Annotated in this window: 13 protein-coding genes, 1 tRNA gene and 1 pseudogene; 11 read left to right on the top strand and 4 right to left on the bottom strand. The window is 66.0% G+C overall.

The window, feature by feature from the left end; all coding sequences use genetic code 11:
- Positions 1–84: 84 nt before the first annotated feature.
- From LXE91_RS17655 to LXE91_RS17645, 3 genes are all read right to left on the bottom strand, one after another.
- Positions 85–1608 (bottom strand): fumarate hydratase, encoded by a 1524-nt coding sequence (locus LXE91_RS17655; protein WP_039370104.1) that lies wholly within the window; start codon positions 1606–1608, stop codon positions 85–87.
- Positions 1609–1641: 33 nt separating this feature from the next.
- A complete protein-coding gene (locus tag LXE91_RS17650; protein ID WP_039370107.1) occupies positions 1642–2265 on the bottom strand; it encodes a TIGR00645 family protein in 624 nt (207 codons plus the stop codon).
- 113 nt (positions 2266–2378) lie between these two features.
- On the bottom strand, positions 2379–3272 hold the full coding sequence (locus LXE91_RS17645) for a DMT family transporter (protein ID WP_039370110.1): 894 nt from the start codon (positions 3270–3272) through the stop codon (positions 2379–2381).
- 317 nt (positions 3273–3589) lie between these two features.
- Here LXE91_RS17645 and acs point away from each other — a divergent pair.
- The 3 genes and pseudogenes from acs (at position 3590) to LXE91_RS17630 (ending at position 8022) form a co-directional block, all read left to right on the top strand.
- Positions 3590–5573 (top strand): annotated as a pseudogene (gene acs, locus LXE91_RS17640) (acetate--CoA ligase).
- Positions 5574–5655: 82 nt separating this feature from the next.
- Positions 5656–6003 (top strand): DUF4212 domain-containing protein, encoded by a 348-nt coding sequence (locus LXE91_RS17635; RefSeq protein WP_039369402.1) that lies wholly within the window; start codon positions 5656–5658, stop codon positions 6001–6003.
- Between the two features lie 3 nt (positions 6004–6006).
- Positions 6007–8022: a sodium:solute symporter family protein gene (locus tag LXE91_RS17630; protein ID WP_039369397.1), complete on the top strand. Its 2016-nt coding sequence runs from the start codon at positions 6007–6009 to the stop codon at positions 8020–8022.
- Between the two features lie 89 nt (positions 8023–8111).
- On the opposite strand, the gene LXE91_RS17625 is transcribed toward LXE91_RS17630, so the two are convergent.
- Positions 8112–8202 (bottom strand) — tRNA-Ser (locus LXE91_RS17625).
- Between the two features lie 185 nt (positions 8203–8387).
- Between LXE91_RS17625 and LXE91_RS17620 the strand changes: the two genes are divergently transcribed.
- The 8 genes from LXE91_RS17620 to LXE91_RS17585 all read left to right on the top strand — a co-directional run bounded on the left by LXE91_RS17620 (position 8388) and on the right by LXE91_RS17585 (position 15218).
- Positions 8388–9017 (top strand): LysE family translocator, encoded by a 630-nt coding sequence (locus LXE91_RS17620; RefSeq protein WP_039369394.1) that lies wholly within the window; start codon positions 8388–8390, stop codon positions 9015–9017.
- 45 nt (positions 9018–9062) lie between these two features.
- Positions 9063–9479 (top strand): hypothetical protein, encoded by a 417-nt coding sequence (locus LXE91_RS17615; protein ID WP_039369391.1) that lies wholly within the window; start codon positions 9063–9065, stop codon positions 9477–9479.
- 353 nt (positions 9480–9832) lie between these two features.
- Positions 9833–10924, top strand: a complete 1092-nt coding sequence (locus LXE91_RS17610; RefSeq protein ID WP_039369388.1) for a toxic anion resistance protein — start codon at positions 9833–9835, stop codon at positions 10922–10924.
- 20 nt (positions 10925–10944) lie between these two features.
- Complete coding sequence (locus LXE91_RS17605) at positions 10945–11697, top strand: VWA domain-containing protein (protein WP_039369386.1); 753 nt, start codon at positions 10945–10947, stop codon at positions 11695–11697.
- Between the two features lie 44 nt (positions 11698–11741).
- Positions 11742–12758 (top strand): DUF475 domain-containing protein, encoded by a 1017-nt coding sequence (locus LXE91_RS17600; protein WP_039369381.1) that lies wholly within the window; start codon positions 11742–11744, stop codon positions 12756–12758.
- A gap of 100 nt (positions 12759–12858) precedes the next feature.
- Positions 12859–13515 carry a TerD family protein gene (locus tag LXE91_RS17595; RefSeq protein WP_039369378.1) on the top strand — a complete coding sequence of 219 codons (657 nt, stop codon included), beginning with the start codon at positions 12859–12861 and terminating at the stop codon, positions 13513–13515.
- A 51-nt stretch (positions 13516–13566) separates the two neighbouring features.
- Positions 13567–14445 carry a hypothetical protein gene (locus LXE91_RS17590; protein ID WP_039369375.1) on the top strand — a complete coding sequence of 293 codons (879 nt, stop codon included), beginning with the start codon at positions 13567–13569 and terminating at the stop codon, positions 14443–14445.
- Positions 14446–14597: 152 nt separating this feature from the next.
- A complete protein-coding gene (locus tag LXE91_RS17585; protein ID WP_039369621.1) occupies positions 14598–15218 on the top strand; it encodes an HAD family hydrolase in 621 nt (206 codons plus the stop codon).
- Position 15219 lies beyond the last annotated feature (1 nt).

Raw genomic sequence — 15219 nt, 5'->3', positions numbered from 1 at the left:
AGCCTCGAACAACCGGCCGCACGCAATAATGAGAATGAGAAGTAAAAAGGCCGGACTCGCGTCCGGCCTTTCGTTCGATCGCGCTTAAGCGGCTGCGACCGGGATCTTGCCGATCTTCGCCTGCCACTCCTTCGGACCGGTCTGGTGCACCGACGTGCCCGACGAATCGACGGCGACCGTCACCGGCATGTCCTGTACATCGAACTCGTAGATCGCTTCCATGCCGAGGTCCTCGAACGCGAGCACCTTCGCGCCGCGGATCGCCTTCGACACGAGGTAAGCCGCACCGCCGACCGCCATCAGGTAGGCCGCCTTGTGCTTCTTGATCGCGTCGATCGCGACCGGGCCGCGCTCGGCCTTGCCGACCATCGAGATCAGGCCGGTTTGCGCGAGCATCGTCTCGGTGAACTTGTCCATGCGCGTGGCCGTCGTCGGGCCTGCCGGCCCGACCACTTCGTCGCGGACCGGATCGACCGGGCCAACGTAGTAGATCACGCGGTTCGTGAAGTCGACCGGCAGCTTCTCGCCCTTCGCGAGCATGTCGGCGATGCGCTTGTGCGCCGCGTCGCGGCCCGTGAGCATCTTGCCCGACAGCAGCAGCGTCTGGCCCGGCGTCCAGCTCGCGACTTCTTCCGGCGTCAGCGTGTTCAGGTCGACGCGCTTGCTGGTTTCCGTGTTCGGTTCCCAGTTGACCTTCGGCCATGCGTCGAGCGACGGCGCTTCAAGCTTGGCCGGGCCCGAGCCGTCGAGCACGAAGTGCGCGTGGCGCGTCGCCGCGCAGTTCGGGATCAGCGCGACCGGCTTCGATGCCGCGTGCGTCGGTGCCGCCATGATCTTCACGTCGAGCACCGTTGCGAGGCCGCCGAGGCCCTGGGCGCCGATACCGAGCGCGTTGACCTTCTCGTGCAGTTCGACGCGCAGTTCCTCGACCCAGTCCTTCGGGCCGCGCGCGATGATTTCCTGGATGTCGATCGGCTCCATCAGCGATTCCTTCGCCATCAGCATCGCCTTTTCGGCGGTGCCGCCGATACCGATCCCCAGCATGCCGGGCGGGCACCAGCCCGCGCCCATCGTCGGGACCGTCTTCAGCACCCAGTCGACGATAGAGTCGGACGGGTTCAGCATCACGAACTTCGACTTGTTCTCCGAGCCGCCGCCCTTCGCCGCGACCTGCACGTCGACCTTGTCGCCCGGCACGATCTCGTAGTGGATCACGGCCGGCGTGTTGTCCTTCGTGTTCTTGCGGGCGCCTTCCGGAGGATTGACGATCGATGCGCGCAGCACGTTGTCCGGGTGCGTGTAACCACGGCGCACGCCTTCGTTGATCATGTCGGTCAAGCCCATCGTCGCGCCGTCCCAGCGCACGTCCATGCCGACCTTCACGAAGATCGTGACGATGCCGGTGTCCTGGCAGATCGGGCGGCGGCCTTCCGCGCACATGCGGCTGTTCGTGAGGATCTGCGCGATCGCATCCTTCGCGGCCGGGCTTTCTTCCAGCTCGTACGCGCGGCCGAGGGCCTGGATGTAGTCGAGCGGATGATAGTAGCTGATGTACTGCAGCGAATCCGCGATGCTCTGGATCAGGTCTTCCTGTTTGATGACGGTCATGGCTGAGACTCTGTGAGGACTGTGGGGAATGCGTTATGCGTTGACGGCTGCGTCGGCCGGCTTGCGGGGCTCGTTCGCCGCGGGCGCGTGCGCGCCGTGGGCGTGCGGCTCGTGGAAATGGGCCGGGTGCGTGTGCGTCGTCAGGCGGTCGACCCACGCCATCACGAGCGCCGACACCAGGAACGACACGTGGATGATCACCTGCCACATGATCGCGTGCATCGTGTGCTGGTCGGGGTTGATGAAGGTCTTCAGCAGGTGGATCGACGAAATGCTGATCAGCGCCATCGACAGCTTGACCTTCAGCACGCCCGCGTTCACGTGGTCGAGCCACTCGGGCTCGTCGGGGTGGCCCTCGATGCCGAGGCGCGACACGAACGTTTCGTAACCGCCGACGATTACCATGATCAGCAGGTTCGAGATCATCACCACGTCGATCAGGCCGAGCACCGCGAGCATCACGCTGATTTCGTCGAGGCTCGTTGCATGCGACAGCAGGTGCCAGACTTCCTTCAGGAACAGGAACACATAGACGGCCTGCGCAACGATCAGGCCGAGGTAGAGCGGAACCTGGAGCCAGCGGCTCATGAAAATCAGCGCGGGAAGCGGGCGAAGCGGGCGACGCGCGGGGCGGCCGGGCGAATGCGGGGCAGACATGGTGGACAGTCGGGCGCGATGCGCTGGTATCGGGGGTAATCTTGAAAAGGCGCGCTATTGTAACGCGTCGGCCGGCGCGACTGCAGCGACGCGCCGGCACTGCCGGGGACGGATCAGGAGGCGGCGGCCGGCACGCGTTTCACGCGCAGGCTGGCCAGCACGATGCCGGTGACCACGCACGCGAGCGCGATTCCGTGCGCGAGCGTGGGGCGCTCGCCGAGGAACGCGATGCCATACGCGGCGGCCGCGACCGGCAGCACCGCGCTGAACACGCCGGCGAGGCTGCCCGGCACGTGCCGGATGCCTTTCATCCACAGCCAGAACGAGAAGATGCTGGCCGACAGGCCATACCAGACGACGAGCGCCCAGGTGCCGGCCGGCACGCTCGCGTAATCGAAATACCACATGGCGGTCGCGCCGAGCGGCAGCATCAGGCACAGGCCGAACAGGTGCGTGTACGCGCAGATGTCGATCGGCGCGAGCGTCTGCGTGAGGCGGCGCGACAGGATCACGTAGATCGATTCGCAGCACACCGCGCCGAGGATCAGCAGGTTGCCGGTCAGCGACGACGCACCGTGCCCGGCCGCGCTGCCGTTCGCGAGGTTGATCGTCACGACACCGGCGATCGCGAGTGCGATCGACACGAGCGCACGGCCGTTCGGTTTTTCACGCAGGATCAGCCACGCGAACAGCGCGACGATCGCCGGGATCGTGCTGGTGATCACGCCGGCCGCGACCGCGCTCGTGCGCTGCACACCGTTCAGCATCAGCAGCGTGAACATGAAGGTGCCGAAGAACGCCTGCAGGAACAGGTTCAGCCATTCGCCGCGCTTGACCGTGCGCATTTTCACCGGGCTGAACAGCGGCCACAGCACGGCGATCGCGATCACGAAGCGCAGCGTGGCGAGGATGGCGACGGGAACGAAGACGACGATCGATTTACCGATACCGACATTGCTGCCGACGAACAGCATCGACAGCACGAGAAAGAAAGCGTAGCGATTCAAGCTGGAATCCGGAAGGCGAGTTCAGTTAGGATTGTAGGGTCGCGCTCGTTACAGCGTAAAGCTGCAAGCGGGCGCCGCCCGGCGGGCGAAACGGCCGTGCCGCGTAAGTGACGGGTAAGTTCGAGCGCTTATTGTGGACACTGTCGGGTCGCCCGGTCGCCTTCGTGTGACGTGGTGCGGCGCAGCATCGCGCAGCGGCCTTCGGGCCGTGCGCGGGTGGTGGGTAGGAGACAGCGGCGCGCTTGCGCCGGCCAAGACGCGCGGCGCGCACGATCGCGCCGCCATGCAGAGGATTCATGTTCACCAAGGGGTAGTCGATGTCTGCGATTGAATCGGTTCTTCACGAAACCCGTCAGTTTGCGCCGCCCGCGGCGCTCGAACAGGCGGCGACCATTTCCGGCATGCCGGCCTATCGCGCGCTCGCCGCCGAAGCCGAAAACGATTACGAAGGATTCTGGGCGCGTCTCGCGCGCGAGGGTCTGGCGTGGCACAAGCCGTTCACGAAAGTGCTCGACGAGTCCAACGCGCCGTTCTACAAGTGGTTCGACGACGGCGAGCTGAACGCGTCGTACAACTGCCTCGACCGTCACGTCGAAGCCGGCAACGGCGAGCGCGTCGCGGTGATCTTCGAGGCCGACGACGGCACCGTCACGCGCGTCACCTATGCGGATCTCCTCGCCCGCGTGTCGCGTTTCGCGAATGCACTGAAGAAGCGCGGAATCGGCAAGGGCGACCGCGTCGTCATCTATATCCCGATGTCGATCGAAGGCATCGTCGCGATGCAGGCCTGCGCGCGCATCGGCGCGACGCACTCGGTCGTGTTCGGCGGCTTCTCCGCGAAGTCGCTGAACGAGCGGCTCGTCGACGTCGGCGCAACCGCGCTCGTCACGGCCGACGAGCAGGCGCGCGGCGGCAAGACGCTGCCGCTGAAGAGCATCGCGGACGAAGCGATCGCGCTGGGCGGCTGCGAGGCCGTGAAGAGCGTGATCGTCTATCGCCGCACCGGCGGCAAGATCGACTGGCACGCCGGGCGCGACCTGTGGATGCACGAACTGACGGCCGGCGAATCCGACCAGTGCGAGCCGGAATGGGTCGGCGCCGAGCATCCGCTGTTCATCCTGGAGTACGTCGGGCTCGACCGGCAAGCCGAAGGGCGTGCAGCACAGCACGGGCGGCTACCTGCTGTGGGCCGCGCAGACGATGAAGTGGACCTTCGACTGGAAGCCCACCGACGTGTTCTGGTGCACGGCCGACATCGGCTGGGTCACCGGCCACACGTACATCACGTACGGCCCGCTCGCATGCGGCGGCACGCAGGTCGTGTTCGAAGGCGTGCCGACCTATCCGGACGCCGGCCGCTTCTGGAAGATGATCGGCGACCACAAGGTCACCGTGTTCTACACCGCGCCGACCGCGATCCGCTCGCTGATCAAGGCGGCCGAGGCCGACGACAAGGTCCATCCGAAGAGCTACGACCTGTCGAGCCTGCGCATCATCGGCACGGTCGGCGAACCGATCAATCCGGAAGCATGGATGTGGTATCACAAGTACGTCGGCCAGGAGCGCTGCCCGATCGTCGACACGTGGTGGCAGACCGAAACCGGCGGCCACATGATCACGCCGCTGCCGGGCGCGACGCCGACCGTGCCCGGTTCGTGCACGCTGCCGCTGCCGGGCATCATGGCCGCGGTGGTCGACGAAACCGGCCAGGACGTGCCCAACGGGCAGGGCGGCATCCTCGTCGTCAAGCGTCCGTGGCCCGCGATGATCCGCACGATCTGGGGCGACCCGGAGCGCTTCAAGAAGAGCTACTACCCCGAGGAACTCGGCGGGCGGTTGTATCTGGCCGGCGACGGCACCGTGCGCGACAAGGACACCGGCTACTTCACGATCATGGGCCGGATCGACGACGTGCTGAACGTGTCGGGCCACCGGCTCGGCACGATGGAAATCGAATCGGCGCTGGTCTCGCACGAACTCGTGGCTGAAGCCGCCGTGGTCGGCCGCCCGGACGATACGACGGGCGAGGCAGTGGTCGCGTTCGTGGTGCTGAAGCGTTCGCGTCCGGAAGGCGAGGAAGCGGCGGCGCTGGCGAAGACGCTGCGCGACTGGGTCGGCAAGCAGATCGGGCCGATCGCGAAGCCGAAGGACATCCGCTTCGGCGACAACCTGCCGAAGACGCGCTCGGGCAAGATCATGCGGCGCCTGCTGCGTTCGCTCGCGAAGGGTGAAGCGATCACGCAGGACACGTCCACGCTCGAGAATCCGGCCATCCTCGAGCAGCTCGCCGAAGTGCGCTGATCGTACCGTTGCGCACCACGCGCACGAGCCCCTGCGCGGCAATCCCGATTGCCCGCGCAGGGGCTTTTTGTTACATAACGGCATGACCGTTCCGACCCGTCCCGCGCCTGCCGCGCCACCTCCCGTTCCCGAGCCGCTCGCGCGTGCCCACGCACGCTACTGGCGCTTCAACGTCGCGCTGATCGCGGTGCTGATGGTGATCGGCTTTTCGGTATCGTTCATCGTGCCGTTCTTCGGGCCCGCGCTCGCAGGGATCCGATTCGCCGGGTTCAGCCTGCCGTTCTACGTCGGCGCGCAGGGCGCGATTCTCGTGTACCTCGTGCTGATCGTCGTCTACATCGGCTTGATGCAGCGCGCGGACCGCACGCTGCGCCGTGCGTACGACGATCATGCGGCACACGCCGGCCATGCGAACGGCGGCGGGCGCTGATTCATGCTGACGCGCCGACTGATCCGCGCCTATGCGCTCTACACGCTCGGGTTTCTCGGGTTCGTGCTGCTGATGTGGCGGATCGAGCGGGCCACCGGCTCCGGCGTCTGGATCGGCTACGTGTTCCTGTTCGTGCCGATCGCCGTGTATGCGGTGATCGGGCTGCTGTCGCGCACGTCCGATCTCGTCGAATACTACGTGGCCGGGCGGCGCGTGCCGTCTGCCTTCAACGGGATGGCGACCGCGGCCGACTGGCTGTCGGCCGCATCGTTCATCGGCCTGGCCGGATCGCTCTACGCGACCGGCTACGATGCGCTCGCCTACGTGATGGGCTGGACGGGCGGGTTCTGCCTCGTCGCGTTCCTGCTCGCGCCGTATGTGCGCAAGCTCGCGCGTTACACGATTCCCGATTTTCTCGGTACGCGTTTTTCGAGCACGGCCGTGCGTGCGCTGGCGGCCGGCGCGGCGATCCTGTGTTCGTTCGTGTACCTGGTCGCGCAGATCCAGGGGATCGGCCTGATCGCGACGCGCTTCATCGGCGTCGATTTCGCGATCGGGATCTTCTGCGGGCTCGCGGGCATTCTCGTGTGCTCGTTCCTCGGCGGAATGCGGGCGGTCACCTGGACCCAGGTCGCGCAGTACATCATCCTGATCAGCGCGATCCTGATCCCGGTGTCGCTGATCGCGATGAAGAACGGGCTCGGCCCCGTGCCGCAGTTCAATTACGGCAAGCTGATGGAGCGCGTCGCGGCGCGCGAGGCGCAGGTGCGCGATGCGCGCGACGAGCAGCAGGTGCGTGACGCGTATCGCCGGCAAGCCGCGGATATCCAGACGCGGCTCGACCGGCTGCCGGCGTCCTATGCGGATGCGCGCAGGCATCTCGTCGACCAGCTTGCGGATCTGCGGCGCCACAACGGGCCGCTGCGCGAGATCAGCCAGCGTGAGCGCGAACTGGCCGATTTCCCGCGCGATCCGGCGGCGGCGCGTGTCGCGTGGACGCAGATCCGCGACGATCTGTTGGCGCGGGCCGAGCCGCCCGTGCCGATGCACGAGCCGTTTCCCGCTGCGAGCGACGACGAACGCAAGCCGCGCGAGCGGAATTTCCTTGCGCTGCTGCTGTGCCTTTCGTTAGGTACGGCGAGCCTGCCGCACATCCTGACGCGCTACAACACGACCACGTCCGTCGCGTCGGCGCGGCGCTCGGTCGGGTGGACCTTGTTCTTCATCGCGCTGTTCTACCTGAGCGTGCCGGTGCTCGCGGTGCTGATCAAGTATGAGATCCTCGCGAACCTCGTCGGGCGGCCGTTCGCCGAATTGCCGGCGTGGGTCACGCAATGGCATCACTTCGAACCCGACCTGATCAGCGTCGTCGAGGTGATTCGCGACGGCATCGTGCACTGGTCGGAAATCCAGATGCAGCCGGACATGGTCGTGCTGGCCGCGCCGGAGATCGCCGGGCTGCCGTATGTCGTATCGGGGCTGATCGCGGCCGGTGCGCTTGCCGCGGCGCTGTCGACGGCGGACGGGTTGCTGCTGACGATTGCGAACGCGCTGTCGCACGACGTTTACTACTGCATGGTCGCGCCCGATGCGTCGAGCCAGCGGCGCGTGACGATCTCTAAGGTGCTGCTGCTCGGGGTCGCGCTGTTCGCGTCGTATGTCGCATCGCTCAATACCGGGAAGATCCTGTTTCTCGTCGGTGCCGCGTTCTCGCTGGCGGCCTCGAGCTTCTTTCCGGTGCTCGTGCTCGGCGTGTTCTGGAAGCGCACGACGACGCGTGGCGCGATCGCGGGGATGGTGACGGGATTGACGGTGTGCGTGTACTACATCGTGTCGACGTATCCGTACTTCACGCAACTGACGGGGTTCGCGGGCCGCACGTGGTTCGGGATCGAGCCGATCAGTTCGGGGGTGTTCGGGGTGCCGGCGGGGTTCGCGGTGGCGATCGTCGTGAGTCTGTTTGACCGGAAGCCGGATGAATATACGCGGGCGCTGGTGGATTACATCCGGCATCCGTGACGCGGGGCGCCGCGGGAGGACCCGGCGCGTGACGGCGCGGTAAAAAGAAAAGCCCCTTAATCCGGGGGATCAAGGGGCTTCATGCATTCTGGCGGAGAGAGGGGGATTCGAACCCCCGATAGGCGATTAACCTATACACGCTTTCCAGGCGTGCGACTTAAACCACTCATCCATCTCTCCGGAAGACCGAGAGTATAGCAAACTCTGGCGGCAATCCGCCACTCCGTCCGACGATCCATGCAAATCGGACGGGTCGCGGGGGCGGCGGCCCGCCAGGCAACCGTTGAGCGGGCGGTCGCGCCGTCGTGCGATCATGCTCCGTCCGCCTGCATTTTCAGCCCTTCGTTCAACGGGAACGCCGCGCCATGTCGCTGTCCGCCTTGCTCGCTTTTGCCCTGATCCTGTCCGTCGGCGTCGCGACGCCCGGTCCGACCGTGTTGCTCGCGATGAGCAACGGCTCGCGGTACGGATTGCGTCACGCGATGGTCGGCATGCTGGGTGCCGTCACGGCCGATGTCGTGCTCGTTGCGCTGGTCGGGTGCGGCCTCGGGATGCTGCTCGACGCGTCGGAAACGGCATTCGTCACGCTGAAGCTGGCCGGCGCGGCATGGCTTGCCTATGTCGGCGTGCGGATGCTGCTGTCGTCCGGCGGTTCCGCCGCTGCGCAGGCGCTCGATCACGCGATGCCCGATCGCCGGACCGCCTTCCTGAAGAGCTTTTTCGTCGCGATGAGCAACCCGAAGTACTACCTGTTCATGTCCGCGCTGCTGCCGCAGTTCGTCGACCGGTCGCACGCGATCGCGCCGCAGTACGCGATCCTCGCGGCGACGATCGTTGCGATCGACGTCGTCGGGATGACCGGCTATGCACTGCTCGGCGTGCATTCCGTGCGCGTGTGGAAGGCCGCGGGGGAGAAGTGGCTGAACCGGGTCAGCGGGTCGCTGCTGTTGATGCTCGCGGGCTACGTCGCGCTGTATCGCAAGGCCGCGAACTGACGCGGCGATGCTTCGGGAACATACCCGTCGCCAACCGGCCCGGCGATGAAGCCGATCGAGCGCTTCACGCTCGAGACGCACGACGGGCCGTATGAAACGTGGCCGTCGCGCACGCATGCGCGCGTGAACGGCGAACGTTGCGGCCTCACCGTTTCCGGCTATGTACTGCTCCGCCAGTTCGAGACGCCGGACGCCTATCTGCTCGTCACCGACTACGACTGCCTGTTCGAGGAGGCCGTCACGTTCACGCTCGTGTCGAAGGATCCGCTGAAGGCACTCGCGCGGCGCACGGTCGGCGCGATGTACACGTCGTGCCATCTGGACGCCATGACGTGGGCCGACGACCGGCATTTCAGCGCGACGTTCGTGGGCATCGAAGGACGGTGGGATTTCACGATTCGTGACCGATCGGTTCCGTTCATCCTGCCTCGGCTCGGGATGAATTACGTGCAGCCTCGATAACGAGCGACCGGCATTTGCGTGCGTCCCGCCCACGCATGTACGCCGTCAGAAGCCCGCCGGAACATCGGGTTTCATTTATCTTTCGCATTGATCAGATATGTAAGTTTCGACGTGTCTGAATCTTGCGTGGGCCGCCTGCATCGCGGCAGGAACGGCGGCGGCCGGGCTTCGTTTCGATCCATCACATTACAAAATGAATGGTAATTGAAAGAATTCATTCCCTTGACGCAAGGCGCTCGAGCCATTTATTGTCCGTCTGCCGCCCGTGAGAGAGCACGACGGCAATCGCGGATGCGCGCTTCGCGCGCATGACAACACGCAGCAGAAAGCAGAAAAGGAAACGTGGTAGCCACATGAAGCCGCTATTCGACGACAAGAACTCCGATGCGGTCAGCGATCGTCCTTCCACCCCGTCTTCGTCACCCGTCACCGTGCCTGCCGCCGCCGCCGCCATGCCGGCAGCACGCGCGGCGGAGAACGTCCGCCTGATCACCGTCGACGAGATCGACCACCTCGGCGCAACGCAGGGCACGCGGATCGCGGCTTTCTCCCAGCAGATTCTCGCCAGCGTCCGCGCGTCGGACGCCGACCAGTTCGGCGACAAGCTCAACGAACTGATCGCGACCGCGAAGGGGCTCGACCCGCGCGGCGCCGACAAGGGCGGGCTGCTCACGCAGGTCACGCGGCTGTTCCGCTCGACCAAGGAGAAGCTGCTGTCGCAATACGAGTCGGTGAGCAAGCGGATGGATACGCTCGTCGTCGAGCTCGAGAACCATGCGCAGCGCCAGAAGGCCGGCATCGACGAGCTCGAGCGGATGTACAACGACAACTACGCGCTGCACCAGGAGCTCGCGCAGTCGAAGGCGCACGGCGAGACGGCGCTCGCGGCGCTGCGTGCGCATCTCTCGGCCGGCCAGCAGCCGGTGGACGACGCGTTTGCCGCACAGCGCCTGCTCGACGTGAAGCGCAAGGTCGACGCGCTCGAAAGCAAGCTCGACGACCTCGACCGCGCGATGCTGATGTCGAAGCAGCTCGCGCCGCAGATCCGGATGGAGCAGGACCAGAAACGCACGCTGACGTCGAAGTTCATGACGATCAAGACCGTGCTGATCCCCGCGTGGACCAATGCGTTCGCGCTCTACCTCGAACAGCTCAGCACGAAGCGCGCGGCGGCGCTCGCGAATGCGACGTACGACGCGGCCGACGAGGCGATCCGCGCGCAGGCCGACCTGAACCGCCAGAACGCGCAGGAAGTCGCGAAGCTGGGCCAGCGCCCGGTGATCTCGACCGACACGTTCGAATATGCGCAGCAGCAGCTGTTCGGCGCGTTCGACGACATCACGCAGATCATCGCCGACGGCCGCCGCCAGCGCGAGCAGGACGCGCCGCGCCTGCGCCAGCTCGAACAGGACCTGATCACCCGATTCGCTCCGAAGCACAACTGAAAGAACCGAGAGAACACCGCATGATTACGCTTGAGAAACGCGCGGCGAAGGTCGCGATCGTCCTCGAAAAACGCCAGATCCTGAAGCCGCCCGTCGTGCGCGTCGGCGCGGCACTCGACATCTCCGGCTCGGCGAAGCCGCTGTACCAGTCGGGCGTGATCCAGGACACGCACGACCGGATTCTCGGCATCGCATTGAAGTTCGACGACAACGGCGAAGTCGATACGTGGACCTTCACCGAAGGCTACGACCGCCTGCCGACCGCAACGCCGGACAACTACGGCTCGTATATCTCCGATCACGTGCTCGAAGCGCGGATCGACAAGTGGGGCGGCACGCAGTACGCGCCGGTGATGAACGACATCGTCGACTTCTTCTTCCGCGCGCCGGAGCCGTCGCCGAAGCGCGAGGAGAAGCGCGGCTTCCTGAGCCGGCTGTTCGGCGGAGCGGACGAGACGCCGGCGCCGGCGCCGGCGGCTTCCGCGCCGGTCAACGGCCACCTGCCCGCATGGGTGCTGTTCGTCACCGACGGCCAGAACCCGAAGAACGACCGCAAGCGCGTGCGCCAGCTGCTCGCCGAGTCGCAGCACTACCCGCTGTACTGGTCGCTCGTCGGCGTCGGCGATCCGAGTGAATTCGGCTTCCTCGCGGAAGTCGCGGACGAGATGCCGAACGTCGGCTTCCTGCATCTCGAATCGCTCGACGTCAGCGACGAACAGATCTACGAACAACTGATCACGCAGGAATTCTGCGACTGGGTGCGCGCGAAGTAAGCGCAGCCCGCACGCCTTTTATCCCGAACTCGATTACCCCCATCATGTTGAAAGACTTCAAGATCCCGTTGTCGCTCACGGTGCTCGCGCTGATCGCGGCCTATCTCCTCGGTGGCGTGAAGGACATGCTGATCGTCGCGGTCCTGTCGGTGCTCGAAATCTCGTTGTCGCTCGACAACGCGGTCGTCAACGCGTCGGTGCTCAAGAACTGGTCTGAGAAGTGGCGCAACCGCTTCATGGTGTTCGGCCTGCCGGTCGCGGTGTTCGGCATGCGGCTCGTGTTCCCGCTGCTGATCGTCGCGGTGATCGGCCACATCGGCATGTGGGACGCGCTGAAGCTCGCGATCGAGTCGCCGGAGCAGTACGCGTCGATCCTCACGTCCGCGCATCACCAGGTATCCGCATTCGGCGGCGCGTTCCTGCTGATGGTGTTCTTCAAGTTCATGCTCGACACCGAGAAGGACGAGCACTGGATCGGCTTCCTGGAAGGCCCGATGAGCCACCTCGGCCGCATCACGGCGCTGGAAGTGGCGCTGACGCTCGCCATCATCATCGTCGCGTCGCTGTACGTCCCGGCGGTCGAGCAGGTGGCTTTCCTGCTCGCGGGGGCGTTCGGCGTGATCAGCTTCGTGATCGCGCACGGCATCGGCGACCTGATCGGCGGCGAGGAGACGGGGACGCGCGTGGTGCGCGAAGGCGTCGCCGGTTTCATGTATCTCGAAGTGCTCGATTCGTCGTTCAGCTTCGATGGCGTGATCGGCGCATTCGCGCTGTCGAACAACATCTTCCTGATCGCGCTGGGCCTTGGCGTCGGAGCGGCCTATATCCGGGAAATGACGCTCGTGCTGCTGAAGAAGGGCACGCTCGCGCAATACCGTTACCTCGAACACGGCGCCTTCTGGGCGATCGGTGCGCTCGCGACGATCATGTTCCTCGGCGTGAAGTTCGAGGTGCCCGAGGTCATCACCGGCCTGGTCGGCGCGGCAATGATCGCCGCGGCCGTGTGGTCGTCGATCGTCGTGCAGCGCAAGGAAGACCGGACTGCCGTGGCGGGCGAGTGACTCCGCGTCACGTGCGGGTCGAACACCATCAACGAGGGGCCGCGCAGGGCGGCCCGGCATTGCCGCCGGCACAACGGCGGTTCCAGTAGAAGAGGTTCAGATGATCAATTTGTCGAAAGGCGGTCGCGTCAACCTGTCGAAGGAAGCGCCCGGCACGCAGAAGTTCCGCATCGGTCTCGGTTGGGACGCGAACGCGACGGACACGGGTACGGACTTCGATCTCGACGTGTCGGTGTTCCTGTGCAAGTACGACGCGCAGAGCAATCCGAAGCTGATCTCGGATCAGCACTTCGTGTTCTACAACAGCGAAGTGCGTACGATGGAGCGCAAGGACACCTTCATCCAGCCGGGCGACGATTTCCCGAAGCGCGGGATGCCCGCGTCGAAGTGCCTGGGTGTCGTGCATAGCGGCGACAACCGCACGGGCAGCGGCGACGGCGACGACGAGGTGATCTTCATCGACATGACGAAGCTCGCGGCCGACGTCGAGGAAATCTCGGTGGTGGTGACGATCGACCAGGCCGAAGCGCGCCGCCAGAATTTCGGCCAGGTGCGCAACAGCTACATCCAGATCGCCGACGAAGTGTCGGGCGCGGTAATCGCGAAGTACGCGCTCGAGGAAGACTTCTCGATGGAGACGTCGGTGCAGGTCGGCAGCTTCTATCGCCGCGACGGCCACTTCATGTTCAAGGCGGTCGGCGCCGGCTACAACCGCGGCCTGGGCGACTTCGTGCGCGCGTACGGCGGCGCGGTCTGACTGGCGGCAGCCCGGCCGGCGGGACACCGCCGCGCCGGGCGCGAAGCAGCGATGACGAATCCGTCCGACGAGCCGAAGCGGCTCGAGTTCGATACGACGCCCGAGCGCACGCCCGGGCGTCTTGCGTTCGACGCGCCGCCCGCGGCCGCGGCGCCGGTTGCGCGCGGGCCCGAGCGGCCGGCGCCGCAGGCGCTCGACTTCGGGCCCGCGCCTGTGCCGGCGCCCGGTCAGGCCGTGCGCACGGCGCCGGCCGATGCAGTCGGCCGCGCGGTGTTCGGTGAATCGAACCATCCGCAACTCGAAGCGTGCTTCCGCGCCGCGCAGGCCAGCTTTCCGAATCTTTATCCCGACTACGCGCCGCGCATCGAGCGGCATATCCGGCAACTGGTGCCGCTGAAGCTCGCGACGGTTGCGACGATCGGCGACGGCGCGCTGGAGACGGCGGGCAACCTCGTCGAAGCCGTCGCGGCCGCGACGCGTGAATTCAACGAACTCGGTGCGGCCGACATGATGGCCGGCATGCTCGCGCAGGCGACGCGCAAGGCCGGGATGTTCGAACGCTGGTTCGGCGCGGCGACGGGCCATGTCGACTACCGTGCGGCGATCGGGGCGCTCAAGCAGTCGCTCGGTTTCTTCCCGCGCCGTACCGAGGAACTCGCCGCGAAGGTCCGCCATGCGGAAGAAAACCTCGTGGTCGTGCTCGCGGCGCTGAGCGCGGTGTCGGACGTCGTGCGCGCGCCGGATGATGCAGGTGTCGAGCGCACGCTGTTCGACCGCCGCAACATCGTCGGGCAGGCCGTGCAGCAGATCCGCATGCAACCCGCGCAATTACGCGGGCTCGACGAGCGCGTGACCGATCTGCTGTCGCGCGCCGATCACCTGATGAACGTTGTGCTGCCGGCGGCGTTGGCGGCGCGGCCGCCGCGCTAAGGAGCGGCACGACAGGAACGAAGGGCACGAACATGCGCGCTACGACGCGCGTGTTCGCTGCGCAGGCCACGCCGCGCGTCACGCCATTTCACGTGCACCGGCGCGAGTCTGCTATCTTCCGGGGCATCTCATCGCTTTTCCGCCGATTCTCCATGACTGACCGCATCGTTGCCGCATTCGATTTCGACGGCACCATCACCACGACCGACAGCTTTCGCCATTTCGTCCGCTATGCGGTCGGCACGCCGCGCTTCGCGTGGGCCGGGTTGCGCGCGCTGCCGTGGATCGTCGCGATGAAGGCCGGGCTGCTGTCGCGCGGCGACGCGAAGGCGAAGTTCGCATCGTTCGCGTTCGGGCCGGTGCGTGAAGACGCGCTCGATGCGCAGGCGCGCACGTTCGTCGACACCTATCTGCCGAGCCTCGTGCGCCCGGAAATGCTCGAACGCATCCGCGAGCATCGGGCGCGCGGGCACGAAGTCGTGCTGGTGAGCGCGTCGCCGTCGCTGTATCTGGAGAAGTGGGCGAAGACGGCCGGCTTCGATGCGGTGCTCGCGACGCGGCTGGCGTTCGAGCGCGGCACCTTCGCCGGTCGGCTCGACGGCGAGAATTGCTGGGGGCCGCAAAAGGTCGTGCGGCTGCGCGGGTGGTGGGGCAACCGGCCGCCGAAACAGCTGTTCGCGTATGGCGACAGCCGTGGCGACAAGGAAATGGCCGAACTCGCGAACTGGTCGTGGATCCGCGGGCAAGGGCCGATGCCGCCGATCGGCGGTTGAG

This window comes from Burkholderia contaminans (assembly GCF_029633825.1).
Lineage (GTDB): Bacteria > Pseudomonadota > Gammaproteobacteria > Burkholderiales > Burkholderiaceae > Burkholderia > Burkholderia contaminans.
This window is presented reverse-complemented; position numbering and strand designations above follow the sequence as displayed.

Excerpts from the sequence above, each read along its gene's own strand:
- LXE91_RS17655 (WP_039370104.1), bottom strand. The coding sequence starts at position 1,608 with ATGACCGTCATCAAACAGGAAGACCTGATCCAGAGCATCGCGGATTCG.
- LXE91_RS17650 (WP_039370107.1), bottom strand. The coding sequence starts at position 2,265 with ATGTCTGCCCCGCATTCGCCCGGCCGCCCCGCGCGTCGCCCGCTTCGC.
- LXE91_RS17635 (WP_039369402.1), top strand. The coding sequence starts at position 5,656 with ATGACCGTTCCGACCCGTCCCGCGCCTGCCGCGCCACCTCCCGTTCCC.
- LXE91_RS17630 (WP_039369397.1), top strand. The coding sequence starts at position 6,007 with ATGCTGACGCGCCGACTGATCCGCGCCTATGCGCTCTACACGCTCGGG.
- LXE91_RS17620 (WP_039369394.1), top strand. The coding sequence starts at position 8,388 with ATGTCGCTGTCCGCCTTGCTCGCTTTTGCCCTGATCCTGTCCGTCGGC.
- LXE91_RS17615 (WP_039369391.1), top strand. The coding sequence starts at position 9,063 with ATGAAGCCGATCGAGCGCTTCACGCTCGAGACGCACGACGGGCCGTAT.
- LXE91_RS17610 (WP_039369388.1), top strand. The coding sequence starts at position 9,833 with ATGAAGCCGCTATTCGACGACAAGAACTCCGATGCGGTCAGCGATCGT.
- LXE91_RS17605 (WP_039369386.1), top strand. The coding sequence starts at position 10,945 with ATGATTACGCTTGAGAAACGCGCGGCGAAGGTCGCGATCGTCCTCGAA.
- LXE91_RS17600 (WP_039369381.1), top strand. The coding sequence starts at position 11,742 with ATGTTGAAAGACTTCAAGATCCCGTTGTCGCTCACGGTGCTCGCGCTG.
- LXE91_RS17595 (WP_039369378.1), top strand. The coding sequence starts at position 12,859 with ATGATCAATTTGTCGAAAGGCGGTCGCGTCAACCTGTCGAAGGAAGCG.
- LXE91_RS17590 (WP_039369375.1), top strand. The coding sequence starts at position 13,567 with ATGACGAATCCGTCCGACGAGCCGAAGCGGCTCGAGTTCGATACGACG.
- LXE91_RS17585 (WP_039369621.1), top strand. The coding sequence starts at position 14,598 with ATGACTGACCGCATCGTTGCCGCATTCGATTTCGACGGCACCATCACC.